28 protein-coding genes and 1 tRNA gene are annotated in these 26,058 nt (G+C 46.6%); 17 read left to right on the forward strand and 12 right to left on the reverse strand.

Annotated features, from left to right (window positions below):
- The first annotated feature begins 7 nt into the window (after positions 1-7).
- Entirely contained in the window at positions 8-766 is a 759-nt protein-coding gene (locus MST20_RS10435) for an arylamine N-acetyltransferase (RefSeq protein ID WP_243942004.1), read from the forward strand.
- 66 nt (positions 767-832) lie between these two features.
- Here MST20_RS10435 and MST20_RS10440 read toward each other — a convergent pair whose 3' ends face one another.
- The 3 genes from MST20_RS10440 to MST20_RS10450 form a co-directional block, all read right to left on the reverse strand.
- On the reverse strand, positions 833-1,108 hold the full coding sequence (locus MST20_RS10440; protein WP_243942005.1) for a barstar family protein: 276 nt from the start codon (positions 1,106-1,108) through the stop codon (positions 833-835).
- A 4-nt stretch (positions 1,109-1,112) separates the two neighbouring features.
- Entirely contained in the window at positions 1,113-1,568 is a 456-nt protein-coding gene (locus MST20_RS10445) for a ribonuclease (RefSeq protein WP_243942007.1), read from the reverse strand.
- Between the two features lie 248 nt (positions 1,569-1,816).
- Positions 1,817-2,512 carry an ArsR/SmtB family transcription factor gene (locus MST20_RS10450; protein ID WP_243942009.1) on the reverse strand — a complete coding sequence of 232 codons (696 nt, stop codon included), beginning with the start codon at positions 2,510-2,512 and terminating at the stop codon, positions 1,817-1,819.
- A gap of 88 nt (positions 2,513-2,600) precedes the next feature.
- Between MST20_RS10450 and MST20_RS10455 the strand changes: the two genes are divergently transcribed.
- Positions 2,601-3,200 carry a flavin reductase family protein gene (locus tag MST20_RS10455; protein ID WP_243942010.1) on the forward strand — a complete coding sequence of 200 codons (600 nt, stop codon included), beginning with the start codon at positions 2,601-2,603 and terminating at the stop codon, positions 3,198-3,200.
- A 16-nt stretch (positions 3,201-3,216) separates the two neighbouring features.
- Here the strand turns inward: MST20_RS10455 and MST20_RS10460 are convergent, their stop codons facing one another.
- Complete coding sequence (locus MST20_RS10460; protein WP_243942012.1) at positions 3,217-4,188, reverse strand: 2-hydroxyacid dehydrogenase; 972 nt, start codon at positions 4,186-4,188, stop codon at positions 3,217-3,219.
- Positions 4,189-4,585: 397 nt separating this feature from the next.
- On the opposite strand from MST20_RS10460, the gene MST20_RS10465 reads away from it, so the two are divergent.
- Positions 4,586-5,185: a beta-class carbonic anhydrase gene (locus MST20_RS10465; RefSeq protein WP_243942014.1), complete on the forward strand. Its 600-nt coding sequence runs from the start codon at positions 4,586-4,588 to the stop codon at positions 5,183-5,185.
- On the forward strand, positions 5,186-6,805 hold the full coding sequence (locus MST20_RS10470) for a SulP family inorganic anion transporter (RefSeq protein WP_243942016.1): 1,620 nt from the start codon (positions 5,186-5,188) through the stop codon (positions 6,803-6,805).
- Between the two features lie 47 nt (positions 6,806-6,852).
- Here the strand turns inward: MST20_RS10470 and MST20_RS10475 are convergent, their stop codons facing one another.
- Positions 6,853-7,830 carry an HD domain-containing protein gene (locus MST20_RS10475; RefSeq protein ID WP_243942018.1) on the reverse strand — a complete coding sequence of 326 codons (978 nt, stop codon included), beginning with the start codon at positions 7,828-7,830 and terminating at the stop codon, positions 6,853-6,855.
- Positions 7,817-8,152 carry a MazG-like family protein gene (locus MST20_RS10480; protein ID WP_243942020.1) on the reverse strand — a complete coding sequence of 112 codons (336 nt, stop codon included), beginning with the start codon at positions 8,150-8,152 and terminating at the stop codon, positions 7,817-7,819. The genes MST20_RS10475 and MST20_RS10480 overlap by 14 nt, the downstream gene beginning before the upstream one ends.
- Before the next feature lie 110 nt (positions 8,153-8,262).
- Here MST20_RS10480 and MST20_RS10485 point away from each other — a divergent pair, with 110 nt between their 5' ends.
- On the forward strand, positions 8,263-8,838 hold the full coding sequence (locus MST20_RS10485) for an LOG family protein (protein ID WP_243942022.1): 576 nt from the start codon (positions 8,263-8,265) through the stop codon (positions 8,836-8,838).
- A 74-nt stretch (positions 8,839-8,912) separates the two neighbouring features.
- Here MST20_RS10485 and clpP read toward each other — a convergent pair whose 3' ends face one another.
- Entirely contained in the window at positions 8,913-9,509 is a 597-nt protein-coding gene (gene clpP / locus MST20_RS10490; protein ID WP_003185550.1) for an ATP-dependent Clp endopeptidase proteolytic subunit ClpP, read from the reverse strand.
- Positions 9,510-9,791: 282 nt separating this feature from the next.
- On the opposite strand from clpP, the gene MST20_RS10495 reads away from it, so the two are divergent.
- The 3 genes from MST20_RS10495 to MST20_RS10505 all read left to right on the forward strand — a co-directional run bounded on the left by MST20_RS10495 (position 9,792) and on the right by MST20_RS10505 (position 10,420).
- A complete protein-coding gene (locus MST20_RS10495) occupies positions 9,792-9,926 on the forward strand; it encodes an NINE protein (protein WP_243942024.1) in 135 nt (44 codons plus the stop codon).
- 138 nt (positions 9,927-10,064) lie between these two features.
- Positions 10,065-10,140, forward strand: a tRNA-Arg gene (locus tag MST20_RS10500).
- A gap of 127 nt (positions 10,141-10,267) precedes the next feature.
- Positions 10,268-10,420, forward strand: coding sequence for a hypothetical protein (locus tag MST20_RS10505; RefSeq protein ID WP_243942026.1), 153 nt, complete (start codon positions 10,268-10,270; stop codon positions 10,418-10,420).
- A 73-nt stretch (positions 10,421-10,493) separates the two neighbouring features.
- On the opposite strand, the gene MST20_RS10510 is transcribed toward MST20_RS10505, so the two are convergent.
- The 3 genes from MST20_RS10510 to MST20_RS10520 all read right to left on the reverse strand — a co-directional run bounded on the left by MST20_RS10510 (position 10,494) and on the right by MST20_RS10520 (position 15,010).
- A complete protein-coding gene (locus MST20_RS10510) occupies positions 10,494-12,041 on the reverse strand; it encodes a glycoside hydrolase family 32 protein (protein ID WP_165428174.1) in 1,548 nt (515 codons plus the stop codon).
- Positions 12,042-12,120: 79 nt separating this feature from the next.
- Positions 12,121-13,566 carry a glycoside hydrolase family 68 protein gene (locus MST20_RS10515; RefSeq protein WP_243942028.1) on the reverse strand — a complete coding sequence of 482 codons (1,446 nt, stop codon included), beginning with the start codon at positions 13,564-13,566 and terminating at the stop codon, positions 12,121-12,123.
- Positions 13,567-13,915: 349 nt separating this feature from the next.
- A complete protein-coding gene (locus MST20_RS10520) occupies positions 13,916-15,010 on the reverse strand; it encodes an NADH-dependent flavin oxidoreductase (RefSeq protein WP_243942030.1) in 1,095 nt (364 codons plus the stop codon).
- Positions 15,011-15,182: 172 nt separating this feature from the next.
- Between MST20_RS10520 and MST20_RS10525 the strand changes: the two genes are divergently transcribed.
- Positions 15,183-15,515 carry a winged helix-turn-helix transcriptional regulator gene (locus tag MST20_RS10525; RefSeq protein ID WP_243942032.1) on the forward strand — a complete coding sequence of 111 codons (333 nt, stop codon included), beginning with the start codon at positions 15,183-15,185 and terminating at the stop codon, positions 15,513-15,515.
- A 51-nt stretch (positions 15,516-15,566) separates the two neighbouring features.
- On the opposite strand, the gene MST20_RS10530 is transcribed toward MST20_RS10525, so the two are convergent.
- Positions 15,567-16,091, reverse strand: coding sequence for an NAD(P)H-dependent oxidoreductase (locus MST20_RS10530; protein ID WP_243942034.1), 525 nt, complete (start codon positions 16,089-16,091; stop codon positions 15,567-15,569).
- 410 nt (positions 16,092-16,501) lie between these two features.
- On the reverse strand, positions 16,502-16,960 hold the full coding sequence (gene slrR / locus MST20_RS10535; protein ID WP_243942037.1) for an HTH-type transcriptional regulator SlrR: 459 nt from the start codon (positions 16,958-16,960) through the stop codon (positions 16,502-16,504).
- Between the two features lie 236 nt (positions 16,961-17,196).
- Between slrR and MST20_RS10540 the strand changes: the two genes are divergently transcribed.
- The 8 genes from MST20_RS10540 to MST20_RS10575 all read left to right on the forward strand — a co-directional run bounded on the left by MST20_RS10540 (position 17,197) and on the right by MST20_RS10575 (position 26,055).
- A complete protein-coding gene (locus tag MST20_RS10540; RefSeq protein WP_165428165.1) occupies positions 17,197-17,949 on the forward strand; it encodes a YveK family protein in 753 nt (250 codons plus the stop codon).
- Complete coding sequence (locus tag MST20_RS10545; RefSeq protein WP_171866312.1) at positions 17,939-18,631, forward strand: CpsD/CapB family tyrosine-protein kinase; 693 nt, start codon at positions 17,939-17,941, stop codon at positions 18,629-18,631. Before MST20_RS10540 ends, MST20_RS10545 begins: the two co-directional genes overlap by 11 nt.
- A 260-nt stretch (positions 18,632-18,891) precedes the next feature.
- Positions 18,892-20,709, forward strand: coding sequence for a polysaccharide biosynthesis protein (locus MST20_RS10550; RefSeq protein ID WP_165428163.1), 1,818 nt, complete (start codon positions 18,892-18,894; stop codon positions 20,707-20,709).
- Between the two features lie 10 nt (positions 20,710-20,719).
- A complete protein-coding gene (locus MST20_RS10555) occupies positions 20,720-21,868 on the forward strand; it encodes a glycosyltransferase family 4 protein (protein WP_243942039.1) in 1,149 nt (382 codons plus the stop codon).
- Entirely contained in the window at positions 21,865-22,707 is an 843-nt protein-coding gene (epsE, locus tag MST20_RS10560) for a glycosyltransferase EpsE (protein WP_243942041.1), read from the forward strand. Before MST20_RS10555 ends, epsE begins: the two co-directional genes overlap by 4 nt.
- A complete protein-coding gene (locus tag MST20_RS10565; protein WP_243942043.1) occupies positions 22,700-23,860 on the forward strand; it encodes a glycosyltransferase family 1 protein in 1,161 nt (386 codons plus the stop codon). Before epsE ends, MST20_RS10565 begins: the two co-directional genes overlap by 8 nt.
- A 4-nt stretch (positions 23,861-23,864) precedes the next feature.
- Complete coding sequence (locus MST20_RS10570; protein WP_243942045.1) at positions 23,865-24,968, forward strand: EpsG family protein; 1,104 nt, start codon at positions 23,865-23,867, stop codon at positions 24,966-24,968.
- Between the two features lie 55 nt (positions 24,969-25,023).
- A complete protein-coding gene (locus tag MST20_RS10575; RefSeq protein WP_243942047.1) occupies positions 25,024-26,055 on the forward strand; it encodes a glycosyltransferase family 2 protein in 1,032 nt (343 codons plus the stop codon).
- Positions 26,056-26,058 lie beyond the last annotated feature (3 nt).

Consider the following 26,058-nt stretch of genomic DNA (forward strand, 5'->3'; position numbering starts at 1 on the left):
ATAACCGATGACGACGATGCTTGATTCGCTGTTTAAAAGGATCGGATATAAGCCCGGTCAGCAGGTGACATTTGCTGACTTGCCCGAGTTTTTATCGCTTCTGGCTTTACAGTTTCCTTTTGAAAATGGCGCGGTTTTAAGAAACGAGCGGATTTCGATGACGAAAACAGGGCTGACGAAAGCCTTGCTGAACAAAAAAAGGGGCGGTTTATGCTATGATTTGAACGCCTTTCTTTACCATGTGCTGACAGAGCTCGGCTTTTCCGTTCACATGGTACGCGGGACGGTTTTTAATACAAAAGAACAGACGTGGGCGCTGACGGGAACGCATGTCGCCGTTATTTTGCGGGAAAGCGATGAAACCTATTTGCTTGATACCGGATTCGGCATCAACCTGCCGCTTGCACCCGTTCCGTTCTCAGGTGAACCCATCACCTCAAAAACAGGAGCTTACCGTATCAGGAAAACAAAGACAGATAAAGGAGATTACCTTCTTGAAATGGATAAGGGAGAGGGATGGCATATCGGCTACGCGTTTTCGCTGACGCCAATCGATGAAGCAGCGCTTACGTGCGTGCGGGATGCGGTTTTCGATGAGGAAGCGTCTCCCTTTAATAAAAACCCGCTCGCTTCCAAGCTGACAAAGGACGGAAAGTTAATTTTGTCGAAGGATCACTTCACAAAGCAAACCGGGAGCGGTTTGACGAAAGAAGATGTGAACGCCGGAGATTTCCAGACCATTTTCATTCAAGCATTTTTTGACTGAAGAACCGCTGTGCGCATCAATTAAAATAAGCGGACGCCTGTCTGCAGCGCCCGCTCGTTTTCTGATTTATCCTTCTGTTTTCAGCTGAAAGCCGTCCAGTGTTTCTTCGGCCTCGCGAAAAAGCTGCAAATATGCTTCGGCTTGATCGCCCAAGTAAATCCGGCTTTTTTCGACATTCTTCCACTCGATCAGCAAAGGCATGCTGACCCAGCCGGTCAGACAATCCCATAGCGCGTCGAGATTTTCGCCATAGTAGTCCGGAAGCTCCAGCTGTTCTTTTAATGCTTGGTGAAGATCTGATACATTCGTGATCTTGTCTCCGTTTAAAATGACTTGTTTCATATGATCATCTCATTCTCATAAACGTTTTATAGTGGTCAGTTGTTTTATAAACCAGTCTGTCGTTGGAATAGACGATCCGGTCTGACCCCCGGAATCCCGATGTATAGTTGATGTCGGCTTCTCTCCATACGCGTCCGGACGCATCTGGAAGCAGCTTTTCTCTGTTTTGAAAGACATCGCCGCCGATGCTTTTACCAGGCGCTACTTCTGCCAGATTGCCTTTTTGCGGGTCCCAGCCTAATTTTGACGCCTCGGCTTTTGTGATGAAGTTGTCAGGCAGCCTGCCGTATTTCACGATATAGTCGGCGACACCTTCAAATGTATTGATGACTTCATTTGACTGAACGGTGCCGCCTTTTTCTGCATGCGGCCCTTCAGCTGAGCTTGTGAAAAGGTTCCCCGCCAGAAAGCCCAGCACGAGAACAATCCCAAGCGCAAGTGTGGATAATATTTTTTTCACGGATAAAGTCCTCCCTGTCTTTAGACTTTATAGCATAAACATGAAGAATGTGCCTTCATGGGATTGAACAGCCGCATTTCCTCATTTCTATATTCCGTCTGTAATCATATTGAATTGTACCTCATAACATGCTCAGAAATCATTATAGTATTGTAAATTTTCCATGAAACCCGGGGACGGGAACGGATCGCCGCGGTTTCCTATTTGACTCCCGCAATGTTAGGAAGAAAAAAACCGACTGTTTTTCATCAGTTCTTTTCAATGGAAATGTGAAATAGGCGGTAAAGTTCCTTTGTGCCCGCAGGCGTGACCGCAACGGCCCGTGTGCGCGGGCGCCGCTCAATCCAGCCCATGCGGATGAAAGCGTCGAGCAGTGCGGAACCCAGGGCGCCGGCAATGTGATGCCGCCTTTCACTCCAATCCAGGCATTTATGGCAAAAAGAGCGCCGTTTCTTTTTGACTTCCCCAACATCGATGCCAAGCTCCTTCAAAAATAATTCTCCTGCTTCAGTCACTGTATAAGCCGTCTCTTCTTCTTTCAACACGCCCATCTCCACGAGCCGCTCCGCAAGTGTGACGCCGAGCGATCCAGCCAGGTGATCATAGCATGTGCGCGCTTTTCTGACCGCCCGATCTTCGGCTGACTGCCGGAAAGAGCGAATTTCAGCAGGGGGTGCTATGTTGAGCAAAGTTTCCAGCGATTGTGCAACCTTGCCATCTTTGAGCCGGTAATAGCGGTGCCGTCCTTGCTTCCGGCATGTCAGCATTTCGGCGTCAAGCAGTTTGGAAAGGTGAAAGCTTGCTGTCTGCTGTTTGATTCCCGCATACCCGGCCAGCTCGGTAGCCGTATAAAACCGGTCATCAAGCAATGCGGTTAAAATCGCAGCCCGTGACGGATCGGTGACAAGCTTGGCGACCTCGGCGATATTCGGATTCACGTTCATGACACTTCCTCCTAAAATGTAATCGATACTTCGATGTTAATTGAAATATTGAAGGATTACAATAAAAGCATAAAAGGAGGAGACGCATATGCATCAAAACAGCAAAATTATAGAGCCAAGCATTTTATACTACGGAACACCCGTCATTTTGCTCAGCACGCTGAACGAAGACGGTTCCACGAATCTCAGCCCGCTTTCCTCTTCTTGGGCGCTTGGGGATTCGATCGTACTCGGCGTCGGCACCGGCGGCAAAGCATTGGAAAATTTAGAGAGGCAAGCCGGATGCGTCATCAATGTGCCGGATTCATCTTTATGGAGCAATGTAGAACGGCTCGCTCCCTATACCGGCAAACAATGTGTTCCGGAAGAAAAAAAGCGGCTCGGCTTTACATACCTTAAAGAAAAATTCGCAGCCGGCGGATTTACGGCAGCGGATTCCCAGGCGGTGAAACCTGACCGAGTCGCCGATTGTCCGCTTCAAATTGAAGCGGAAGCCGTCAATATCCGCATTCCGGAACATTCCCCGTATTTTGCCGTCATTGAAACAAAAGTGCTTCATGTGCACGCACATGAAGCGATTATAAAAGGGGAACATCACATCGATCCTCAAAAATGGGGGCCTTTAATTTATCTTTTCAGACACTATTTTGGTTTAGGGCGCGAGCTCGGCAAAACATTCCGCGCCTGAATGTAAAGAATGCGCGTCATCTCAGTTCTTTGACTATATCTTTTGGCTGTCTGCCCTGAAGACCGTCAATCAGGTTTTGGACGGCACTTTTCAGCATGTTGACGTGTGTGACAAGAGTGGATGATCCAATGTGGGGAACGAGGGTCACATTGGAAAGGGTTAGGAGCGGATTGTCTTTTTCAATCGGCTCCTTTTCAAATACATCAAGTCCGGCTCCTTTAATCCATCCTTTTTTCAGCGCTTGAATCAACGCTTGTTCGTCAACGGTTTTGCCGCGGGAGATGTTGATGAAAATGGACGACGGTTTCATTTTTTTGAATTCAGCTTCGCCAATAAGGCGGTATGTCTCATCTGTGAGCGGTGTGACCAGAACAATGAAGTCCGAGCGTTCCAACAGTTCGTGAAAGCCCGTATAAACCGCGCCGGTTTTTTTCTCTGTGTCGGGTTTGCGGCTGCGGCTGTAATAGAGCACTTCCATATCAAAACCAAAGGCCGCCCGTTTGGCGATGTGTTCGCCGATTCGCCCCATTCCGATAATGCCAAGCGTCCGGTGATGGACATCGCATCCGAACAAGCTTTCATCATCCTCTGATTTGGTCCATTTTCCATCGCGGACGTAGCGGTCGAGCTCGGCGATTCGCCGCGCTGAGGAAAGAATCAGACCGAAAGCGAGGTCTGCGACTGTGCCGTCAAGAATGTATGGCGTGTGAGTGCCGATAACCGATTTTTCTTTCATTGCTTCAATGTCAAAGTTGTCATAGCCGACGGAATTGTTGCTGACGATTTTCAGCTTCGGCGCATTGCATAATAATTCACGGTCGATTTTTGTCCCCGAGGTCAAAAGACCGTCTGCTTCCTTGATTTTTTCGAGCAGGGTTGATCTGGGAATACGCTCGCGCGAAGTCCAAATTTCATATGTGCAGTGTTCGGCGAGCATCTCTTCGATTTCTTTTGGAACCGGTTTTGTGACATATACAAACGGTTTCATCTGCATTCTCCTTCCGCGTATCATCTGCTTCTATTATAGAGGAAAAGCGGCTTCTATAAAAATCAAAGACTGTTCCGAATAAACGCAGGACTATCAGCTCAATTATTGTTGTTTAGAAAATCATAGATACTTATTTCAGTTTTTTAATTTATTTTAATGCATTTTTATAACTATAAATCCAAATATTAGATGGTCCGTTTTTCTTCCAGTTCTATTTATATAGGTGAAGAACAGTGTAGATTTTATTATTTTAGAAAGATATAAAGTTAGACTTTTTAAAATATTCAGTACATTTTTAGCGAATTTTTTGATTTGAATCCAAATCGGAAATCCATGTGCTATAATTCGGCTGTAACAATATCAAGGTCATATGACTGTGAAAAGGAGTGAGAGAGAAATGGCGATTTTAACTTCCATTTTGAAGCAAAATCAGTCTTTTGTAGAGGAAAAGAGGTACGAGTTTTATGAAACGACAAAATTTCCGGAGAAAAAACTTGTGATTTTGACATGTATGGACACACGTTTATTGGAACTGCTCCATCATGCAATGGGGTTAAGAAATGGAGACGCAAAAATCATTAAGAATGCGGGAGCCGTTGTTTCTCACCCTTTTGGAAGCGTCATGCGCAGCATTCTTGTGGCTGTCTATGAGCTGCAGGCTGAAGAAGTCTGCGTGATCGGCCACCATGAGTGCGGTATGGCAAGCCTGAACGCTTCATCTATCCTTCAAAAGGCCAAACAGCGGGGTGTTGATGATGTTTGTCTCGAACTCCTGCAGCATTCAGGCATCGATTTGGACACATGGATGACGGGCTTTGACAGCGTTGAAGACAGCGTCAGCCACAGCGTGAACATGGTCCGGAATCATCCGCTGATGCCTTCAGACGTCCCGGTGCACGGATTAGTGATTGATCCAAAGACCGGCTGTTTGGATGTTGTGGAAGATGGTTATTCACGTGAAGACGTTTCGCTGTCGGAAATGGGGAGGATAGGTTAAATGTTACGTTTTTCAGGCAGATTTGAAGGATACAGCCTTAAGCGGTTTCAAAAAGATATTGTAGCAGGAATGGTCGTTGGAGTCGTTGCAATTCCGCTTGGCATGGCTTTTGCTATAGCCTCGGGGGTGAAACCGGAACACGGTCTTTACACAGTGATTGTCGCCGGTATTTTGATTTCGCTTCTCGGCGGGTCGAAATACCAGATTGGCGGGCCGACAGGCGCCTTTGTTCCGATCCTGTTCGCTATTGTGCTCCAATACGGATTTGAGAATCTGTTGATTGCCGGTTTTATGGCCGGAGTGATTCTCGTCATATTAGGGCTGCTAAAACTCGGCAAGATTATCAAGTTTATTCCGCGGCCGGTGATCATCGGATTTACGGCCGGCATCGCGGTAATTATTTTCACCGGAGAAATCGCCAAGTTTTTAGGCTTGAGAAATGTTGAGAAGCATGAGAGTTTTTATATGAATATGCGAGAGGTTGTCATCAACTTGAATACGCTCAGCTTTTACAGCATTTTGACGGCTGTTGTATCGCTCTTTTGTGTGCTGTTTACGCCGAAGATTCTTCCGAAAGTGCCGGGGGCGCTTGCAGGCTTGCTTGTATCGACGGTCATGGCCACGATGCTGTTTCCTGAACAGGTGGTGACGATCGGCTCAGCTTACGGAGAAATTCCGCGCAGCTTACCGAGCTTTCAATTTCCTGAATTGTCATTGGAAAAAATCATTTACCTGCTGCCTCCCGCTCTTGCGATTGCGATGCTCGGCGGAATCGAATCGCTGCTTTCCGCGATGGTGGCAGACAATATGAAGGGAACAAGGCATGACAGCAATAAAGAGCTTGTCGGCCAAGGGATTGCGAACATTGCCGCACCGCTGTTCGGCGGAATTCCGGCGACAGGTGCGATTGCCCGTACGGCGACCAATATTAAAACGGGTGCTGCTTCTCCAATTTCAGGTATCGTGCACGGCGTGTTTGTTTTATTGGTCCTGCTTTTGTTTGCGCCATACGCTTCCCTTATCCCGCTTGCAAGCATGTCGCCGATTTTAATGGTGGTCGCTTGGAACATGAGTGAGCGGAAAGAGTTCGCGAACATTTTGAAAATTAAGAATTCCGATTCTGCTGTGCTTGTCGTCACATTTCTTTTAACGGTTTGGCAGGACCTTGTCTTTGGGGTGGCGGCCGGTATCCTGCTGGCGATCATCACCTTTATCGCCAGAATGAGCAAATCGTTCCGTATTAAAAAGGATGTGTCTGAATCGATCGTCCAGTCGGCTGCTGCAGCGGAAGAAAAGAAATTCCACAGCTCTGTCAGCATCTATTCTGTTGAAGGCCCGTTGTTTTTCGGCTCATCGAATTCATTGGAGGATTCAATTTTGGACAAAGGCCACCCGCCAAAACTCCTCATCCTGCTTATGAACAAAGTGGACTACATGGATTCTTCCGCAGAAGGCAGCTTGATGACGATCGTCAACCGTGTCCACCAGCAAAACGGCAAAGTGATGATTGTCGGGCTGCAGCAGCAGCCGCGTGAGCTTCTTCATAAAACAGGGCTGTTTCATAAAATCGGCAAAAAGCATTTTGTCGACAGGCCTGAACAAATATTTGACGTGACATAACCAAAGAAAACCGCCTGTTCCGGTCGGACCGAAGCAGGCGGTTGCTTTTATTCGGCGGCTTTTACATATGTGCCTTTTTTCATTGCAGCTATTGCCGTTTCTTTCATCAAAAGGACGTCTTTTGAAAGTGTGGAAGCGGGGACTTTTCTTCCGTTAACGGCGACTTTTGGATCGATCCATCTTACCTTTAATGTTTGATGAAAAGTAAAATCGCCTTCGTCTCCTTGTTTAACGCGCTGGCTAGCAGTGCTGAGCTTTTCAAGCGTTTCCCGGAAGCGCGCTTTTTGCTTTAGCATCGCAAGCAGTTCCGTGTCGGTTTTGAAAAAATCGCGTCCCGTGATGATACGCATGTCAAGCGCCTTTTTCAGCATTTGGCTGAGCGTACAGAGCGCATATACATTGAGGGGATTCATAAAGAAGTCAATCACCTCTTGATAGTAAAGGCGGGTAAACCATTCGGCATGCTCCGCCGAAGTGCAGCAGATTTCGCCTTCAACAACGGTCAGTCCCGTTTCTAAAAATCGTCCAATCTCTTCTTGATCGCCAAATCCATAAGCTAAAGAGTCGCGAAGCGTGTAATCAATGCGATCCGCGCATAATGAGGGAGCCGGCTGCTCCAGCAGCGTCCATTTTTTTTCATCGTATAAGATGTCTTCATCTTCGAATCCGTATGTATCCAAAATCCCGGGGATATCAGATTGCTTGACCCATTGCCGAAACATCTGTTCATGGAAATCTTCGTTTTCCATGTTAAATACATCATCAGCCACATGGGAAAATGCCGTATGGGAAACATCGTGAAGCAATCCTGCAATTTGTTCTTCAAGGCTTCCGCCAAGCCTGCGGATCAAAAGCATAACCCCGATGCTGTGTTCGCAGCGGCTGATGTTCCATACGGGATTGACGAGAAAGCATGCTCCGCCTTGATGAATTCCATTCAGACGCTGAACGGCTTTTGAATGAATGAGGTCTGTCAGCACAGGCTCCAAATCTGCCTCTCCGTAAAGGCGGTCATTGATCTTCATGATGCTCTCCTGCAAATCTTTTCGTCAGTTTGCGGCGGTGGGCATCCATCATGTCTTCCAATGAAACATCGTATATACCGGCAAGCATAATCAAATTCCCCATCACATCGCCCATTTCTTCGATCAGTTCTTTTTTCAGTTCAGCAGCCGGCCGTTTGACTTCATCAGGACGGTCCCTTCCGATTTCGTATGCCCTGACCGCTCTCGCCAGTTCACCAGCCTCTTCCATTAAAAATCCCATCCGGATGAAAGGTCCGTATTCGCTCCATCCCCTTTTCCGGTAAAATGTCTTTGTCCATTGCTCCGCGTCTGTAATTGTCATAAGTCTACACTCCTATTTAGAAATTCAATTATATTATCGCACACGGAACAAACAATATATAGTACAATGTTAATTGTTTTTATCAATATATGGAGTTGGAGTGAGCGAGAGTGAAAACGGTATGCGTATATTCAGGATCAAATATGGGGGCGGACCCGGCGTACAAGAAGAAAGCTGCAGAGCTCGGCGTTTATATTGCCGAGAAGGGGCTTCGCCTAGTTTACGGAGGATCGAGAATGGGATTGATGGGCGTGATTGCGGATACTGTATTGAAAAACGGCGGAGAAGTTGTCGGCGTTATGCCGAAAGGACTTTTTACAGGGGAAATCGTTCATCAGCAGCTGACAGAGCTGATCGAAGTGAGCGGCATGCATGAGCGCAAAGCGAAAATGAGTGAATTAGCTGATGGCTTTGTCGCGATGCCCGGAGGCTTCGGTACGTTTGAAGAGCTGTTTGAAGTGCTTTGCTGGGCGCAGATCGGCATTCATAAAAAGCCGATCGGACTTTACAATGTGAACGGCTATTTTGACCCCCTTCTTAAAATGCTCGAATACAGCGTTCAAGAAGGCTTTTCGAACGAATCACACCTTCAGCTGATTCATGCTTCGGCGAGTCCCGCGGAATTGATCGGGAACATGAATGATTATCGCTACCCTGTCCTCGAGAAAAAGTGGAAGGATTTATAGAACCTCTTACATAATGAGCGGAGGGTAGGGCAACATAAAAAAAGCTGCCGAATCATCGGCAGCTTTTTTGCTGTTTACTTCTGTGCGTCGATATTGCGTGTGAGCACTTTATCAATCAGGCCGTATTCTTTTGCTTCTTCAGCCGTTTTGAAGTTGTCGCGGTCTGTATCGCGCTCGATCACTTCAAGCGGCTGTCCAGTGCGCTCTGCCAGAATTTTGTTCAGTTTGTCGCGCAATGAAAGAATGCGCTTCGCGGCGATTTCAATTTCTGTCGCCTGCCCCTGCGCTCCGCCAAGCGGCTGATGGATCATGACTTCACTGTTTGGAAGAGCGTAGCGCTTCCCTTTCTCGCCGGCTGCGAGAAGGAACGCACCCATAGATGCCGCCATTCCCGTACAAATCGTAGAGACTTGCGGTTTAATGAACTGCATGGTGTCATAAATCGCCATACCGGCTGTGATGGAGCCGCCAGGGCTGTTAATATAGATGCTGATATCTTTTTCTGGATCTTCGGCTTCAAGGAATAGAAGCTGAGATACGATGGAGTTCGCAACATTGTCATCGATTGCTGATCCCAGCATAATGATACGGTCTTTCAACAAGCGTGAGTAAATGTCATACGCTCTTTCCCCGCGGTTCGTCTGTTCAATGACTGTAGGTATTAAATTCATAATGCTCCTCCTTCACCTTAAAAGGTAAGTATGTAGTTTAATCATACATTTTTGGTCAATAAAGGTCAAACAAAAAGCCGCCTTCATTAAAAAGACATACTGGGGTTTATTTTTCCCATTTTAAAGGACATTCAAACAAAATATCAACTTTATAGAGCAAAGTATAGAAAATTGGCGTCTAAGTCCATTGATCTTCCATTTATTTTATAGAAAAAAAGGAATTATATGTGAACGCTGACAAGAGCGTTCAGAGCTCCAAAATAAGAAGAAACCAAAGCTAAGATGATCGTATTTCTTTTATGGTGGTTTTTCGGAGGTGTTGCCGCTCACAGATTTTATCTGGACGAGAGAAAAGGCTGCGCTGTAGCCATGCTGCTTCTCTGGCTGGATGTCATGATTCATTTGGCCTTTTATTGACGGCATGATCTGCCTTGTCAAAACAACGGACGAAGTAAATAAAGAAATCGAGTATTATGTTGCGAGCAGAGATTATGATTGACTTTTTAAAGAACAGCCCTTATAATATGAATTGCTGACGTTAAAAAATCATATTGTGCGCTCGTAGCTCAGTTGGATAGAGCGGTGGTTTCCGGTACCACGTCTGCCGGGGGTTCGAATCCCTCCGAGCGCGTTTTCAAGACAAGGGTTTGGCATTAGCCGCCCTTGTTTTTTTGTGAACACTTTAGTCGTATTTGACTCACCGGAAGCATATATCAATTGGAGTTACTCGTGATAACTAGACGAAGGGGCGGGGTTAAATGGACAAAAAACATAATTATTTTATACCATCAGGGCTGTTGATTGGGTTAGGCATTGGGATATTATTCGACCATCCGGCGCCGGGGCTTTTGATCGGCCTCGGGGCGGGGATCTTGTTGTCTGCTGTTATGCCGAAACGAAACGGAGAGTGAGCTTGTAATGGCTCGCTTTTTTTGCGCTTTCAGAAAAAAGGCGGCTGTTTGGCCGCCCGTTGTTGTTTAATGTTTAATCGTGGATTGAACGCATATGTTTGATCTTTAGATTTTCAAAGACGGCCGTTCCATTTTCGGTAAAGAGCGTGATACCTGTATCATTCAGGTCGGGAAATGCAAGGTTTGAGTGCGTCGTTTCGCCGTCATCAATAAACGCTTCGACAGTGTTTTGATCTACGATGATTGTGAAATGCACCCGCTTTTTTTCCGGATCAAACGGTGCTTTGCTTTCCAAATAGGTACGGGTGCTGTCAGGCTGTCCCGTAAATCCTCTGTTCACAAAAGAATATCCGCCTTCTGCGGAAATTCCTACATCGATATGGCGTTTTCGATCAGCGGATTCTCTAAGCCTGAATCCCGCGTTTTTAAGATCGGCCCACGAGATATCCGCCTCAAGCTGATAGGTATTTGCCTTAATCTGAAGCGTTTTTGATCCGTTTACTTCGATACGCTCAAACTCATCTGTCGATTCGGTTAATTCATCCAATTGATCGATTGGATGAGAGGCAAGGCTGTATTGATTTCCGCCTTTATGTTTAAGCTGAATTTGCCGGACGATCGAATCGGTTCCATTAAAGCCGTCTTTCCATGTCGGCGTCCGGTTTGCATAATCCCAGTTATTCATCCACGCCAAAGCATAGCGTTTCCCGTACGGATCGTTTGTTTCGCCGTCCTCGAATGTCACGCCCGCATACCAGTCAAAGCCGTAATCAAGCCACTGGGGTTCTGCTTCGTCCGCGGTAAATTCGTTGCCGTTGAAGCTGCCTGTCCAGTATGCATAAGTATTCGGCTTGCCGGCACCTTTTCCATTTGCGCTTGCTCCAAGAACCCATTTATATGTTCCGTCATCCGCCCGCATCTTGAATAGATCCGGACATTCGATGATGCCGATATTTTCTGTTTGGAAACTACTTGTATAACGCCATTCCTTCAGATTTTGTGATTCGTAAAAGCCGATTTTCGTTCCTTCAGCCAGCGCCATCACCCATTTATCATCCTCTTCATCCCAGATCACTTTCGGATCTCTGAAATCGACGGTGTCCGGATTAGGCAAGACCGGCTCTTCACCGTAAGGCTTAAATGTTTTTCCGCCATTTTGGCTGTACCATAAAAATTGTTCTTCCTTCCCGTCATTGGCCGAAGGCTGCGTCATAATCGCCACGATCGCCCCTTTGCCGAAGCCGGCTGTGTTTTGTGAGTCGACAACGACAGAACCGGACCAAGGATCGCCGTTTTTATTCGTATATTTCGGAATGGCAACTCCTTGATCCTGCCAGTGGACGAGATCGTCTGACACCGCGTGGCGCCACTCTGTCCCATTGCCGTCCGGATAGTCCCGGTTATAGAGGTAGTAGTAATGATATTCTCCATTGAAATAGACGGGCTTTTGAGGGTCGTTTTTCCATTTGTCAGGGGTTGTCAAATGGAAAGCCGCGCGATATTCCGGTGTTTCCGGGGATTCTCCCTTTTTTTCTGTTTCCCGGGCTGAAGCCAATATCATGATGAAGATTCCAAGACAAACAGTTAAAATGCTAATCCGCTTATATACTGTCTTCTTCAAGAAAATTCCCCGCTTTATTCTAAGATGACACACGAAAGAAAATGCCGATGTTCACCGGCATTTTCTTTCGTTCGTTTTATTAGTTTACCGTTAATTGTCCCTGTTCAAGAATGCTGTTTTTGACAACGGATGTTTTTGATCCTTTGACTTTCAGCAAAAAGCTTGGTGCAAATGTGGCGTGATGCTCGTTTGAAATTCCTCTGTTTGTGATGTAGCTCGTGATGACGACTTCGTCGCCTTTTTTCTGCGGTACGGCAAAGTGTGAATAAGTAAATGTGATGTCATTGTAATCCAGGTCCATGTGCAAAACAAGTCCGGATTTGTTTAAAGGCTTGAATGGTCCGGTTAGTGAATCTGATACATAGCCGAGCATATAAATGTCTTTTGCACCAATGCCGTCAATTGTCATTTTTGATCCTCTTGAATCTGTGAACAGATACCATTTTCCGTTCATTTTGAAGAGGTTGGCCCGTTCGATTTCATCAGTCACCGTATTGGAGGCGATCAAAGGCTTCATGACTTTTTTCAGCGTATAATCATTATTTAATTCGATGATGCCGAGTGCGCCGTTAGCCAATGAAGCGTTCTTTTTGTTCGCTCCTTGAAGCAGCTTGCTGCTTTCTTCTCTAAAGAATTTCTTGCTGCCTCCATAGTAAGTTCTGTTGAATAGAGAGTCTTCTCCTTGATAGCCGGTTTTTGTTCCCGTATTGGCTTCAAACACGAGATATTTGTGGCCGTGATCTTCCACATAATGCGGGTCTCTCAGTGTATGGTTGTCGCCGGAGGTGTAGTTTCCTTCGTCAATGAATTGCTGAACGTTTTGGTACACTGAGCCGTCAGCGCCGTCAAAGACTGATTTATGATCTTCTACACCGTCAATTTTCAGTGTGTCCGAATCCGGCTGAGTGAAATTGACCTGCGCCGTTGTCAGCGTTTGTTTGCCGTATTGCGTGCCGGAGAAAGCTGTGTAGAACAGTCGGACTTTTCCGTCTTTTGTCAGCGTGGCGGACCCTGACCACTCTTGTGTTTGATACTTAAGGTACGGATCGTCAGGAGTGAATTTGTCGCTGTCTTTAAACACTCTGCCGGCGTTTTTCCAGCTGTCGATGGAAGTTTCGCCTTTCTTTTGATAGAACAAGTAGATGGATGTGTCATCGACGTCTTTCGGGTCGCCCGCCAACGCGAAGACAAGATTGTAGCCGTGGTATGTAGCGACTGTTCCGTCGGCATTTTGCAGCGGCCAGCTGTCCCATACGTCTAAATCGATCAGTTCTCCATTTTTGTTATAACCTTTTGCTGAAGGGATGTTTTTGATGGTTTTCGGATCGAATTGAGGAACTTTAAATTGTTCACTCTTTTGCTGTTCGGGAATTTTCAGCATGTCATGTCTTGTAATATGAGAAAATCCGTAGCTCTTCTTGTAATCTTGCTTTTCTTTTGCAAAGGTTTGCGGCGCGCCTCCCGCAAGCAGAGCTGCTGCGACGGTTAAAGCTGACGCTTTTTTAGCGATGTTTTTGATGTTCATCAATATTTCCTCCCTTTTTCAATATGTAACAGATTGCTCCTGACAACATGAACGTTTCCAATCATCCCTCCTAACAGCGGCATTGACCTGAAGAACAGAAAAAAGACCTAAAATGTGCAAGGTCATATAGGCAAAAGATAGACTTCGCCCTTCACACATTTTAGGTCTTGCCTGCTTAACAGTAACAATCCCGACAATATTGAATTACCATCATTCTAATATACTCATCTCTGGGACTCAACTGGTCTAAGTGCCTCTTTTCTCATACATTTTTTTGAAAATGACATCAATTTTAAGCGAAAAGACACCTTTTTTATATGAATCTATAGTCCGTATAAACGGAAAATCGTCAATCGTTGAAATCAATATACAGCGGTATACTTTCCCAAAACGCATCCGGAATTGCAAGCTTCTGCTGATCATGTCTTGACAGGGTTGTTTGAATATCGTCCTCTTTTCCGGCTTGAACTTTTTGAAGCCATTCCGGCTCCATCAGAAGTCCCCGATCGATTCCGACGAGATCGGCTCCTGTTTTTAGCGCTTGAACGGCATCTTCCGGTGTGCGTACTTTCCCGGCTCCGATCAGAGGGAGACGATCCCCGACCGCTTCTTTGATCAGTTCCATCCGCGTGCGGGATTTGTCTGCACCACGGCGCGGCAAGGACCTGAAATCAATGAGAGAAACGTGCAGGTAGTCCAATGCTTGTTCCCGCAGTACATTGACGAAAGGCAACGTTTCAGCCATTGTGATTCCGGGCGTTTCCGGCTCTTCGGGCGAAAATTTGTAGCCGATGATAAAAGATGGTTTATGGCAGCTATTCGCTACGCGTCTGATTTCTTCTATAATCTGAAGCGGAAACCTCATCCGTTTCTCTAAAGTGCCGCCCCAGCTGTCATTGCGCCGGTTGTAATAAGGAGAGAAGAACTGATGGATGAGAAACCCGTTTGCGCCGTGAATTTCGACTCCGTCAAACCCGGCTTCTATCGCTCTTCGCGCCGCCTGGCCGAAAGAATGGATAAGGTCTTGAATTTCTTGCTCAGCCAGTGCCCTCGGCACCGGTGCATTCGGTTGATTCGGAGCGACGGCGCTGGCGCTTACTGTTCGTTCTTTACCTTTGGCTCCGGCATGGAAGAGCTGCAGGATTGCTTTTGCTCCGTGTTTCTTTAAAGTGGCTGCAAGCCTGGTTAGTCCCGGGATTTGATCATCGTTTTCCGCTCCGGGGATGCCGGGAAATCCGGTTCCGGGCTGTACGGTTGTCGCAGATGTGATGACCATTCCGACATCTGTCGCCCGCGCGGCATAATAGACGAGTTCGTCGTCAGAAATAAATCCTCCCGGCATAGAGGATGAATGTCCCATTGGCGGCATGATGATCCTGTTTTTCAATTGGATGCCGTTTTTAAAAGTAAAAGGTGTGAATAAAGAATCGTATTGTTTTTTCATGTTTTTCCTCCTTTTGATATAACCATAGCAACCACTGTGAGGCTTCACAAGAACGCAATTTTTTTATATATGCTTTATAAAAATAAACCGTAAGATCATTCTCTTGAATGCTTTGGTGTCCATATGATAGGATCAAGTCAAAATTGGCGAATGAGGCAATGGAGGAATTGCTATGAATTCAGCTGTCGATCATAAAGAATGCTCTTCTTTAATACAGGATGTATTGAAAATTTTCTCTGGTAAATGGTCATTTTTAGTTCTCGCCGAACTCATTCAGGGCAAGCGGCGATTCAACGAGCTCAGAAGGAACTTGGGAAACGTCAACACGAAAGGATTAACTGACACATTAAGACATCTTGAAGAAAGCGGTATGATTTCCCGGAAGGTGTTCCCGACGGTTCCTGTTACTGTTGAATATGAATTAACAGAAAAAGGTGAAGCGTTCCACAGCATTTTTAAAGAGATGGCCGCGTGGGGGGAAAAGTGGCTGGATGAACGTGCATGATAGCCGAACAAATAACGAAACCCGACTTTTCAGAGTCGGGTTTTTTTCGATTTAAAATGATTTCAAAACATGATTTCTATATGTTTTCGCGCTTTCGGCAAGCTCGTTTTCGCCGGTTGAACCCGCCCCGTAAAACACGTACGGAGGAAGGTATGTAGTACCGATGAAGTTGCTTGTCGCCTGAAAAGGGCGTAACAGTTCGCTGATCGTATAGTGATTTGACCCGCCTGCCCGATAGGCTTCTTCGGGAGCGCCCGCCGATACAGCGACCATGAATTCTTTGCCGTGAAGCGCTGTGCCGTTTGTTCCGTATGCCCAGCCGTAGAGAAAAACGTGGTCCAACCATTTTTTTAAGAGCGGCGGCGAGCTGTACCAATAAAGCGGAAACTGGAAGACGATCCGATCGTGTTCTTCACAAAGTTTTTGTTCTTTTTCCACATCAATGGCCTCGTCAGGATATTCCTGATAAAGGTCGCGGAATGTAATACCGGGTGCGTCTTTCAATGTGTCTGCAAAGGCTCTGTTCACAACTGACTGCTCCATATTCGGATGAAATGCGAGCACCAATACTTTCATGATTCCATCTCCTTCTTCCATTTTATTCATCTTAACGAACAGCCGGCCTGGATTCAACAAAAACGCTTCGTCCCCATTCAAGGAATCGGGCCGTGACAAAGGTCTTGATATAAGCCGCAAGACACAGAATTGCATGCCTTGGAGGAAGATGCGAAAGGTCAAAATCCGAGTTTCTTCATTTATATATAAACATAAGCAAAAAGTCTCTTAAAGACTGCCATGAAAAAATAAGGCAAACAGGTGAAAACGGAGCTATAGACATGGATCATCATGAACGGGCAATATCTATTAATGCGATTATTCCGAATTTTCGGCAAGTTGAAATGGAAATGTGGATCTATATCCTGATGAATGGTTCAAGTCAAAAGCTCCCGTTATCTTCTAAAAATCAAATATGAATGCAGGATGAATTAATGGTTTTTTGTTCTCATCAAAAACGCTTCTACTTCTTTGACGGTTAATCCCATTTCTTTGGCCTCCAGCATAAGGGCTCTCCATTCTTCGATATTAGCTTGGGTCAGCTCCCTGTTTCGATAAAGCGTCCGTTCTTTCTTTTTCTGCTTGAGGCGGTGTGTGAATTGAAACAGTTCTTCCTGGTTCATCCCCGCCTGCACGGCCTGTACAAGGTGGGTTCTCCACTCGTCTTCATGCTCGGTCCGCCGATAAAGGATCACTTCGGTATCAAACAATTCCTTTAATTCAACTTTCAGCGCACGGGAGATTTTTTTCAGGAATTCGACTGACGGATTTCTGTGAACGCCGCGTTCAATTTTGCTTAAATATGATTTTGATACGCCTGCTATATCAGCAAGCTGGTTAATGGAGTAGCCTTTTCTTTTTCTGTACATTCGGATGACTCTTCCGATCATACTGATTCCTCCTCTTCCCCTTGCCATTCATATAAAAACGCTTTCCTGTTCATTATAAGAAATAATTTGTTCTTTATAAAATTCAAAAATTTAAGATATCGACAGAAAATGAAAGAAAACGAACGGATTTGTTCTCTAAAAAGAACTATATAGCTAAATTCAGCATTTTTCAATTCAAATTTTTTCTTTTATAATCCAATCATTAACAAACGGCATTCCTGAGGAGGCAGTCAAGCATGAAAGAAAATATTGATTTTAGAGAACTGATTGCAATCTTGCGAAAAAGAACGGTTCTTATTCTCGTTTTGACAATAGGTGTAACATTGACGACCGGAATCATTCAGTTCTATGTGCTGACACCTGTCTATCAGGCATCGACGCAGATTTTGGTGCATCAAGTAGGAGAGAAAAAAGGGAGTGCCACGTACAGCGATATTCAAATCAACCTGCAATACACGCGGACATTCCAAGCACTTCTAAAGAACCCGGTGATTTTGGAGCAAGTCAAGAGAGAGCTTGATTTACCTTACTCTGCCGGCCGGTTGGGTGAAAAAATCGCAACGAGCAGTGAAAGCGAATCAGAGATTATTAACATTTCAGTTCAAGATGAAAATCAGAAACGGGCAGCCGATATAGCGAACACGCTAACAGCGGTGCTCAAAAAAGAGATTAAGCAAATTATGAACACCGATCGGATAACCGTCCTTTCAAAAGCCGACATCGTCGATTCGCCGACTCCTGTCAGACCGAATTACAAAATGAATATTTTGCTGGCATTCGGCGCCGCATTAATGACCGGAATCGCTTTGGCGTTCTTTTTGGATTTTATCGATGATACGGTTGCAAGGCCGTCGCAAGTCGAAAAGGAAGCGGGATTTATTTATTTGGGAAGTATTGAGCAAATGAAGCATACAAAAAGTCTGTTTCGAGGAGACCCCGATATGAATATCCGTGTGAAAGCAGGAAGGAGTGAGCCGCTTGGCTATTAGAAAAAAACGCTCTCGCAAATATCAATCGGCGCTTGTCGCATTGCATCAGCCGAACGCGCCAATCGTCGAACAATATCGGACGATCAGGACGAACATTGAGTTCTCATCCTTTGAGAAGCCGTTTAAGTCATTGCTCATCACATCGGGTCTGCCGGGAGAGGGCAAATCATTCTCGGCTTCAAACTTGGCGGTCGTATTTTCGCAACAGGAAAAAAAGGTCCTTCTGATCGACGCGGATTTAAGAAAGCCGACGATTCACAAAATTTTTGAGCTCGATAACCATTCTGGCGTCACAAACGTATTGATGAAAAAAACGACGCTGGAAAATGTCGTGCAGCAAAGCCAGGCAGAAAATCTCCATGTGCTGACAAGCGGTCCGATACCTCCGAATCCGTCCGAGCTGTTGTCGTCGCAGGCGATGGAGGATCTGCTTAAAGAAGCGTACAACCAGTATGATTTAGTCATCTTTGATTCGCCGCCGCTTTTGCCGGTCGCAGACGCGCAAATATTGGCGAACCAAGTGGATGGAAGCATCCTTGTCATCCTCAGCGGAAAAACAAAGCTTGATAACGCGATCAAGTCGCGGGACGCGCTGAATTCTTCAAAAAGCGAACTGCTCGGCGCCGTGTTGAACGGGCGGAAAGTGAAGAAAGCGCGTCAGTATAATTACGCAACTATGTAATCTTATGAAGCGGCTGCAACCGCTTTAGGTGATGTCTCCTTGCCTTTACCGATGGAGGCACTCGGCTCTACCGTGGGCAGACTACCCGTCTGCCTTAGACGCAAGTCGTCGATGGCGGGGCGTGAGGACGGGTTAAATGCCCATTTTTATTTGATGTACGTGCTCGGTTTAAATTTGAAAATCGCCCGTATCTTTTTAGCTCATGGGATTTTGGCCTGAAAGATCCTATCAGCTAGAAAGATACATTAGGAGGTAGGAAATTGACATATCGGAGAAGGCTTTCCATTATTACCGCACTCGATTCGTACTTGGTTTTGCTGTCCATCTTTATCGGATATCAGCTGATTTCGCCATCATATGATTTATACCCTTCGGAAATGCTGCTGATGACTTCACTGATACTGCTTGGCGCTCAGCATTTATTCGCCCATTGTTTCCACCTTTACAAAAAAGTGTGGGAGTACGCAAGCATCGGTGAATTATATGTGCTGCTTAAATCGATTACCTTGTCACATCTAGTGACGGCGGTCCTCGAACTGTTTTTCTTTCAAAACGTTCCGGTTCGCCTTTTATGTTTAAGCTGGCTGTTCCAGCTGATCTTGATCGGCGGGTCGCGGATGATGTGGCGCATCATCAGGGAACAGGTGAACAAAGAAAGCAAAGGATCTTTAAGAGCGCTTATTATCGGAGCGGGCTCTGCCGGCAGTTTGATCGCAAAACAGCTTGTGCAAAAGCCGGAATTGAACATTAAGCCCGTCGCATTTATCGATGATGACAAAACGAAATACCGGCTTGAAATCATGGGTTTGCCCGTTTTAGGCGGAAAAGAGCAGATCATGCAGGCGGTTCGGCAGTGGAATATTGACCGAATCATCATCGCCATTCCATCTTTAAGCGTCACTCAGATGCAGGACATGTACAAGGCGTGTGCGCAAACGGGGGTCAAAACGCAAATCATGCCGAAAATAGACGAAATTTTGCTTGGCAGACATCCTGTCGGCCAGCTTCGCGATGTCAAAGCGGAAGATTTGCTCGGAAGGGAGCCTGTCCAGCTTGATACAAGCGAAATCTCCAATACGGTCAAGGACCGCGTCGTTCTTGTGACGGGGGCCGGAGGTTCAATCGGATCGGAAATCTGCCGGCAAATCAGCAAATTTAAACCGAAATCGATTGTGCTAGTCGGGCATGGAGAAAACAGCATTCATTCGATTCTGCTGGAACTGCAGGAGAAGTTCGGAAAGCATGTCGCCTATTATCCGGAAATCGCCGACATACAGGACAGAGAGAAAATGTTTTTGCTGATGGAACGCTACAAACCGAATGTCATTTATCATGCAGCTGCACACAAGCATGTGCCGCTGATGGAAAAATGCCCGAAAGAAGCTGTCAAAAACAATATCCTCGGTACGAAAAACGTCGCTGAAGCCGCCGACGAAACCGGAGTGGAAACTTTTGTCCTGATCTCGTCAGACAAAGCGGTCAACCCCGCCAATATCATGGGGGCCACGAAGCGGTTCGCGGAAATGCTGATCATGAATCTCGGCAAAACGAGCAAAACCAAATTTGTCGCTGTCCGCTTCGGAAATGTTCTCGGCAGCAGGGGAAGCGTCATTCCGATTTTTAAAAAACAAATCGCTAAAGGCGGTCCGGTCACTGTCACACACCAGGACATGACGAGGTACTTCATGACGATTCCGGAAGCTTCAAGGCTGGTTATTCAAGCGGGGGCGCTTGCCAAAGGAAGACAGATTTTCGTGCTCGATATGGGCGAACCGGTCAAAATCGTCGATCTCGCCAAAAATCTCATCCAGCTCTCAGGCTATACGACAGACCAGATCAAAATCGAATTTACAGGCATCCGCCCGGGAGAAAAAATGTACGAAGAGCTGCTGAATCAAAATGAAGTGCTGGCAGAGCAGGTTTTTCCGAAGATTCATATCGGCAAGGCGGTCGACGTCGAGTTGACGGTGCTGAAGACATTCATGGAGGAATTTATGTATTTGTCAGACCGCGAGCTGAGAGAACGCTTATTCCAAGCGATCGGCCAGCACGAGAAAAAGCTGGTGACAGCGCACTAGGGGGAAGAACATGACAAGAACGGTTTTGTTTTGCGCTACTGTGGATTACCATTTCAAGGCCTTCCACCTCCCATATTTAAAATGGTTTAAAGAGCAGGGATGGAACGTTCATATCGCCGCAAAAGGAGATATGACACTGCCTTATACAGACAAAAAATTTGATATCGACATCAGGCGTTCTCCTCTGAATGCGAGCAATATCGCTGCCTATCGGGAGCTGGCGCGCATCATTGACGAAAACCGGTACAGCATCATTCATTGCCACACGCCGATGGGAGGCGTGCTGGCAAGGCTTGCGGCCCGGAAACAGAGAAAAGAGGGAACGAAAGTGATCTATACCGCTCACGGTTTTCACTTTTGCCAAGGTGCACCTTTAAAGAATTGGCTGCTGTACTATCCGATTGAAAAAGGGCTGTCTGCTTTGACCGATTGCCTAATTACGATCAATGAAGAAGATTTCGTCCTTGCAAAAGGCTTGCACAAGGCGCTGCGAGCAGAAAAAATCCACGGCATCGGCGTCGATACGGAGCGCTTTCACCCTGTCAGCGAAACAGAGAAAATGCTGCTCAGGAAAACATACGGTTTCAAAGAAGACGACTTTATTCTCATATATCCCGCGGAACTGAACGCGAATAAAAACCAGGCGCTGCTCATCGAAACGGCGGCTGCTTTAAAAGACAGAGCCCCGAACTTAAAGCTCGTGTTTGCAGGAAAAGGGCAGATGGAAGAAAAATACCGAAGTCTCGCTGAACAAAAAGGCGTTTCTTCGACCGTCACATTTGCCGGTTTTCAAAAAAACATCCACGAATGGATTCAGCTTGCCGATGTGTCTGTCGCTTCAAGCATCAGGGAAGGGCTCGGCATGAACCTCCTGGAAGGAATGGCTGCAGGTAAACCCGCCGTTGCAGCGGACAACCGCGGACACCGGGAAGTCATTCAAGAGGGCGTGAACGGATTTTTGATTCCGCAGGGAGACGCCGGAACGTTCAGCGACCGGATTTTGCAGCTGTATCGCCTGCCTTCTTTGCGAAAAAAGATGGGGGACGCGGGGAGACGAACGGCCGCCGCTTTTTCCCAGCAGCGCACCGTCAAAGAAATGGCGGACATTTACTCTTCCTTTATGGATCATGAAACAGTTGAAAGGAGGCTGAAAGGATGACAGGGGGTCAAAAGCCGAAAGTTTCTGTCATTATGGGAGTCTACAATTGTGAAGACACGATCGCAGAGAGCATCGAGTCGATTTTAAAGCAAACCTATAAAAATTGGGAACTGATTATATGCGACGATGCATCGACAGATGGGACATATGCTGTTGCCAGGCGGTATGCTGATCATTACGCAGATCGGATCAAGCTGATCAAAAACGAGAAGAATCAGCGGCTGGCAGCTTCGCTAAACCACTGTCTCCGGTACGCAAGCGGGAAATATATCGCGCGCCAGGACGGAGATGACATCTCTTTGCCAAGGCGTTTTGAAAAACAAGTCGCGTTTCTTGAATCACAATTTCATTATCATGTCGTCGGCAGCGGAATGATGGCCTTTGACGAAAACGGGATCAGAGGCGTCAGAATGCTTCCTCCCTCTCCCGGGCCGAGAATCATGGCGAAAGGAACGCCGTTTTGCCATGCGACGATCATGATGAGAGCGGAAGTGTACGAGGCGCTGGACGGCTATCGGGTCGGCCGGAGAACAAGAAGGATGGAAGACATCGATTTGTGGCTCCGTTTTTTTGAAGCGGGCTACACAGGCTATAACCTTCAGGAAGCTTTATACAAAGTAAGGGAAGACGAATCGGCGTTTAAAAGGAGAAAGTTCAGCTACTCGATTGACAATGCGTTTATCGTCTTTGCCGCCTGCAGACGGCTGAAGCTGCCGCTCTCAGACTACATTTATATGATGAAACCTATCATCAGGGGGGTCATGCCTCCTTTTATCATGAACAAATATCATAAAAGAAGATTGATGAATGAAGGCGGAGGGGTCGTAAAACATGAATGACGGAAGCGTGAGACCAGAACGGGTGCTTCACATCGTAAGCGGAATGAACCGCGGCGGGGCGGAGACGATGATTATGAATATATACCGCCATACAGACAGGCGGCATATTCAATTTGATTTTATTTCCCATCGGGAAGAAACGTGCGATTATGATCCGGAGATCATCACGCGCGGCGGCCGGGTGTTTTATGTACCGAGCATCGGTCGGTCGGGGCCTCTCGCCTACATCAAAAACATCAGAAGGATTTTGGTTGAGAAAGGGCCGTATGCCGCCGTACACGCCCATACGGATTTTCAGACGGGGTTTGCCGCATTGGCGGCCAGGCTCGCCGGCGTTCCGGTCAGGGTCTGTCATTCTCACAACACGGCCTGGAAGTCTAACCCCCGGTTTTGGGATACATGGCAGCTCCTTGCATTCCGCCGTTTGATTTTCTCCAGTGCTACGGCTCTGTGCGCTTGCGGCAAAGATGCCGGGCGTTTTTTATTCGGCGGAAAAAAGATGGGCAAAAACGCGGTCCATCTTTTGCAAAACGGGATTGAACTTGACAGGTTCAAAGAAGCGAACGGCATTTCAAAGACGGATGCAAAAAAGAGCTTCGGCATCAAGGAAGACGCATTGGTGATCGGACATGTCGGCCGTTTTTTTGAACAGAAAAACCACGCATTTCTGCTCGGGCTTGCCGCTCATTTCAAGAAATCGGGCACGCCTTTTCAAGCGGTGTTCGCAGGTGACGGTCCGCTGCGCAGACAGATCGAAGAAAAAGCCGCCGCTCTCGGTGTAAAAGACAACATTCTGTTTCTCGGCGTCGTCGAAGATATCCCGGCTCTCATGCGGACGTTTGATGTATTTGCCATGCCGTCTTTGTTTGAAGGGCTCCCCCTCGTTCTCGTCGAAGCGCAGGCATCAGGGCTTCCTTGTATTGTGTCAGATCACATTACGGAGGAAACCGATTTGGGACTCGGCCTGCTGAAACGTCTCAGCTTAAATGCCGGTTTTGAACGGTGGGCTGAGGATATCAGCCGTGCTGCTCAGGCGAAAAAGCCCGCATGGCCGGAGATTGAGAGAAGCCTGGCAGAGAGAGGCTATGATGCAAAAGCAAATTTGGCGAGACTGATGGACATCTATTCAATCTCCGCGACAGAAGGACAGTGAGTGTATGGCTGTTTATATGTTGAATATGGGGATTGTTTTCATCTGGTCATGGTTTGCGAAAATGTACGGCAGGGAAGATCACAGGCTGCCGACGGGCTACCGTCCGAATGCGCTCCTCACCGTCGTTCCGCTCGCGTCTTTAATTATCGTTGCCGGCTTAAGATACAAGGTCGGAACGGATTATCACACTTATATGCTGCTTTACGAATTAGCCGGAAAATACAACAGCATTTGGGAGATCTTCGGTTTCGGAACAGACAAGTCGTCGACAGATCCCGGATTTACCGCACTCTTATGGATATTAAACCAGATTTCAGCTGATCCGGCGCTCATGTTTGCCGTCGTTGCCGCGATTACCTATATCTATATCGTCAAGACGCTTTATGTGTATGGAAGACCGTTTGAGTTGAGCATGTTTCTCTTTATCGGCATGTTTCACTACTACGCTTCGTTTAACGGTATTCGCCAATACATGGCGGCGGCCATTCTGTTTTGGGCGGTGCGATATCTGATCGATGGGAAGCTGGTGCGCTATATGATCGTCGTGCTGATCTGTTCGCTTTTTCATTCTTCGGCTTTGATCATGATTCCGGTCTATTTCATCGTCAGAAGAAAAGCATGGTCGCCTGTCCTCTGGTGTCTCATGCTTTTATTTTTGGCGGGGACTTTTCTGTATCAAAAATTTCTGTCCGTATTCCTTGTCGTGCTTGAAAACAGTCAATACGGACATTACGAAGAATGGCTGATGAAAAATACGAACGGCATGAACGCCATTAAAATCGTCGTTCTTCTTCTCCCGCTCGTACTTGCATTCTGCTTCAGGGAGCAGCTCAGAAAGCGCTGGCCCGAAGTCGATTATATCGTCAACCTTTGTCTGATCGGCTTCCTGTTCGGAATTTTGGCGACAAAGGATGTCATTTTTGCGAGGTTCAACATTTATTTCGGGCTCTATCAGCTGATTCTCGTTCCTTATTTTGTACGGATTTTCGAACCGAAATCGAACGCGCTTCTGTATGTTTTGATTTTGATCTGTTACTTCTTATACAGCTTTATGCTCATGCCGTTCGACTCGTCGGTATTGCCGTACAGAACGATTTTTGAACGTTGAATAGCGGAATAGGCCGTTTAGGTCTTGTGAAAATATCGACAAAGGAGTCATCACATTGGAAAATCCAGCAGTTAGTCTACTGGTCGCTGTTTATAACACAGAAGCTTTTTTGCCGAATTGTTTGCAGTCGCTGATCAGCCAGACCTTAAAAAATATCGAAATCATTATCGTTAATGACGGTTCAACAGACGGAAGCCAGAAGATCATTGATCATTACGCCCAAAAGGACGGACGCATCAAAACGATTCAGCAGAAGAATCAGGGCCTCGGCGCTGTCCGCAATAAAGGGATCGAAGCGGCGTCAGGCGAGTACTTGGCATTTATCGACTCCGACGACTGGATTGAGCCGGACTATTGCCAATCTATGTATGAAAAAGCGAAGGATGGGGATGCCGACCTTGTCATCTGTGATTATGCCGTCGAAATTCAGGATACCGGAAAAACGGTCTGCCCGGACATCGGGAAAAACTATGAAGGAAAGCCGAAAGAGGCATTCATAAAAGCTTTATTAAAGGGTCAAGTAAGCGGCTTTTCCTGGAACAAGCTCTACAGGCGGAGCCTGATTGAGCGACATAAGCTCGTTTTCCCGCTGCGCGACGAGCTGGAAAACATCGAAGATCAATACTTCAGCTTCAGATGCCTTTTATATGCGAATACGGCGGCGTTCGTGACTAAGCCCCTTTATCATTACAGGGTCCACCTGTCGTCCATCGTCCAAAAGTATCAGGCGGGGCTGTTTGAAGACGGGCTCGCTCTTTATGAAGCCAACCTCGACTGCCTGACAAAGCACGGAGAGCTTCCGGCTTTAAAGGAGGCGCTGCACGTCTTTATCGTCAACCACGGCTGCATCAGTATTTTAAATGAATGCAAGAGCCGAAACCAAAATCCTTCAATAGAAAAATATAAAAATATCCGCAGCATATGCGCCTGTCCGGAATTCAGGGGGAAAATCCCCGCGGTGGACATGTCGGCATTCGATTCGAAGAAGAAGCTGCTCCTTATGCTGATTCGCTTGCGGTTGATGCCGGCAGTGTATGGATTTGCAGCCATTTACCAGAAAATGATCGAGCACAGAATGAAGAAATAGGCG

Origin of the sequence: Bacillus sp. B19-2 (genome assembly GCF_022832475.1) — a bacterium.
GTDB lineage: Bacteria > Bacillota > Bacilli > Bacillales > Bacillaceae > Bacillus > Bacillus paralicheniformis.

What these genes read in the sequence shown, in the direction of transcription:
- MST20_RS10435 (WP_243942004.1), top strand. Translation starts at nt 8, where the DNA reads ATGACGACGATGCTTGATTCGCTGTTTAAAAGGATCGGATATAAGCCC.
- MST20_RS10440 (WP_243942005.1), bottom strand. Translation starts at nt 1,108, where the DNA reads ATGAAACAAGTCATTTTAAACGGAGACAAGATCACGAATGTATCAGAT.
- MST20_RS10450 (WP_243942009.1), bottom strand. Translation starts at nt 2,512, where the DNA reads ATGAACGTGAATCCGAATATCGCCGAGGTCGCCAAGCTTGTCACCGAT.
- MST20_RS10455 (WP_243942010.1), top strand. Translation starts at nt 2,601, where the DNA reads ATGCATCAAAACAGCAAAATTATAGAGCCAAGCATTTTATACTACGGA.
- MST20_RS10460 (WP_243942012.1), bottom strand. Translation starts at nt 4,188, where the DNA reads ATGAAACCGTTTGTATATGTCACAAAACCGGTTCCAAAAGAAATCGAA.
- MST20_RS10465 (WP_243942014.1), top strand. Translation starts at nt 4,586, where the DNA reads ATGGCGATTTTAACTTCCATTTTGAAGCAAAATCAGTCTTTTGTAGAG.
- MST20_RS10470 (WP_243942016.1), top strand. Translation starts at nt 5,186, where the DNA reads ATGTTACGTTTTTCAGGCAGATTTGAAGGATACAGCCTTAAGCGGTTT.
- MST20_RS10475 (WP_243942018.1), bottom strand. Translation starts at nt 7,830, where the DNA reads ATGAAGATCAATGACCGCCTTTACGGAGAGGCAGATTTGGAGCCTGTG.
- MST20_RS10480 (WP_243942020.1), bottom strand. Translation starts at nt 8,152, where the DNA reads ATGACAATTACAGACGCGGAGCAATGGACAAAGACATTTTACCGGAAA.
- clpP (WP_003185550.1), bottom strand. Translation starts at nt 9,509, where the DNA reads ATGAATTTAATACCTACAGTCATTGAACAGACGAACCGCGGGGAAAGA.
- MST20_RS10495 (WP_243942024.1), top strand. Translation starts at nt 9,792, where the DNA reads ATGATCGTATTTCTTTTATGGTGGTTTTTCGGAGGTGTTGCCGCTCAC.
- MST20_RS10505 (WP_243942026.1), top strand. Translation starts at nt 10,268, where the DNA reads ATGGACAAAAAACATAATTATTTTATACCATCAGGGCTGTTGATTGGG.
- MST20_RS10515 (WP_243942028.1), bottom strand. Translation starts at nt 13,566, where the DNA reads ATGAACATCAAAAACATCGCTAAAAAAGCGTCAGCTTTAACCGTCGCA.
- MST20_RS10520 (WP_243942030.1), bottom strand. Translation starts at nt 15,010, where the DNA reads ATGAAAAAACAATACGATTCTTTATTCACACCTTTTACTTTTAAAAAC.
- MST20_RS10525 (WP_243942032.1), top strand. Translation starts at nt 15,183, where the DNA reads ATGAATTCAGCTGTCGATCATAAAGAATGCTCTTCTTTAATACAGGAT.
- MST20_RS10530 (WP_243942034.1), bottom strand. Translation starts at nt 16,091, where the DNA reads ATGAAAGTATTGGTGCTCGCATTTCATCCGAATATGGAGCAGTCAGTT.
- slrR (WP_243942037.1), bottom strand. Translation starts at nt 16,960, where the DNA reads ATGATCGGAAGAGTCATCCGAATGTACAGAAAAAGAAAAGGCTACTCC.
- MST20_RS10540 (WP_165428165.1), top strand. Translation starts at nt 17,197, where the DNA reads ATGAAAGAAAATATTGATTTTAGAGAACTGATTGCAATCTTGCGAAAA.
- MST20_RS10555 (WP_243942039.1), top strand. Translation starts at nt 20,720, where the DNA reads ATGACAAGAACGGTTTTGTTTTGCGCTACTGTGGATTACCATTTCAAG.
- epsE (WP_243942041.1), top strand. Translation starts at nt 21,865, where the DNA reads ATGACAGGGGGTCAAAAGCCGAAAGTTTCTGTCATTATGGGAGTCTAC.
- MST20_RS10565 (WP_243942043.1), top strand. Translation starts at nt 22,700, where the DNA reads ATGAATGACGGAAGCGTGAGACCAGAACGGGTGCTTCACATCGTAAGC.
- MST20_RS10570 (WP_243942045.1), top strand. Translation starts at nt 23,865, where the DNA reads ATGGCTGTTTATATGTTGAATATGGGGATTGTTTTCATCTGGTCATGG.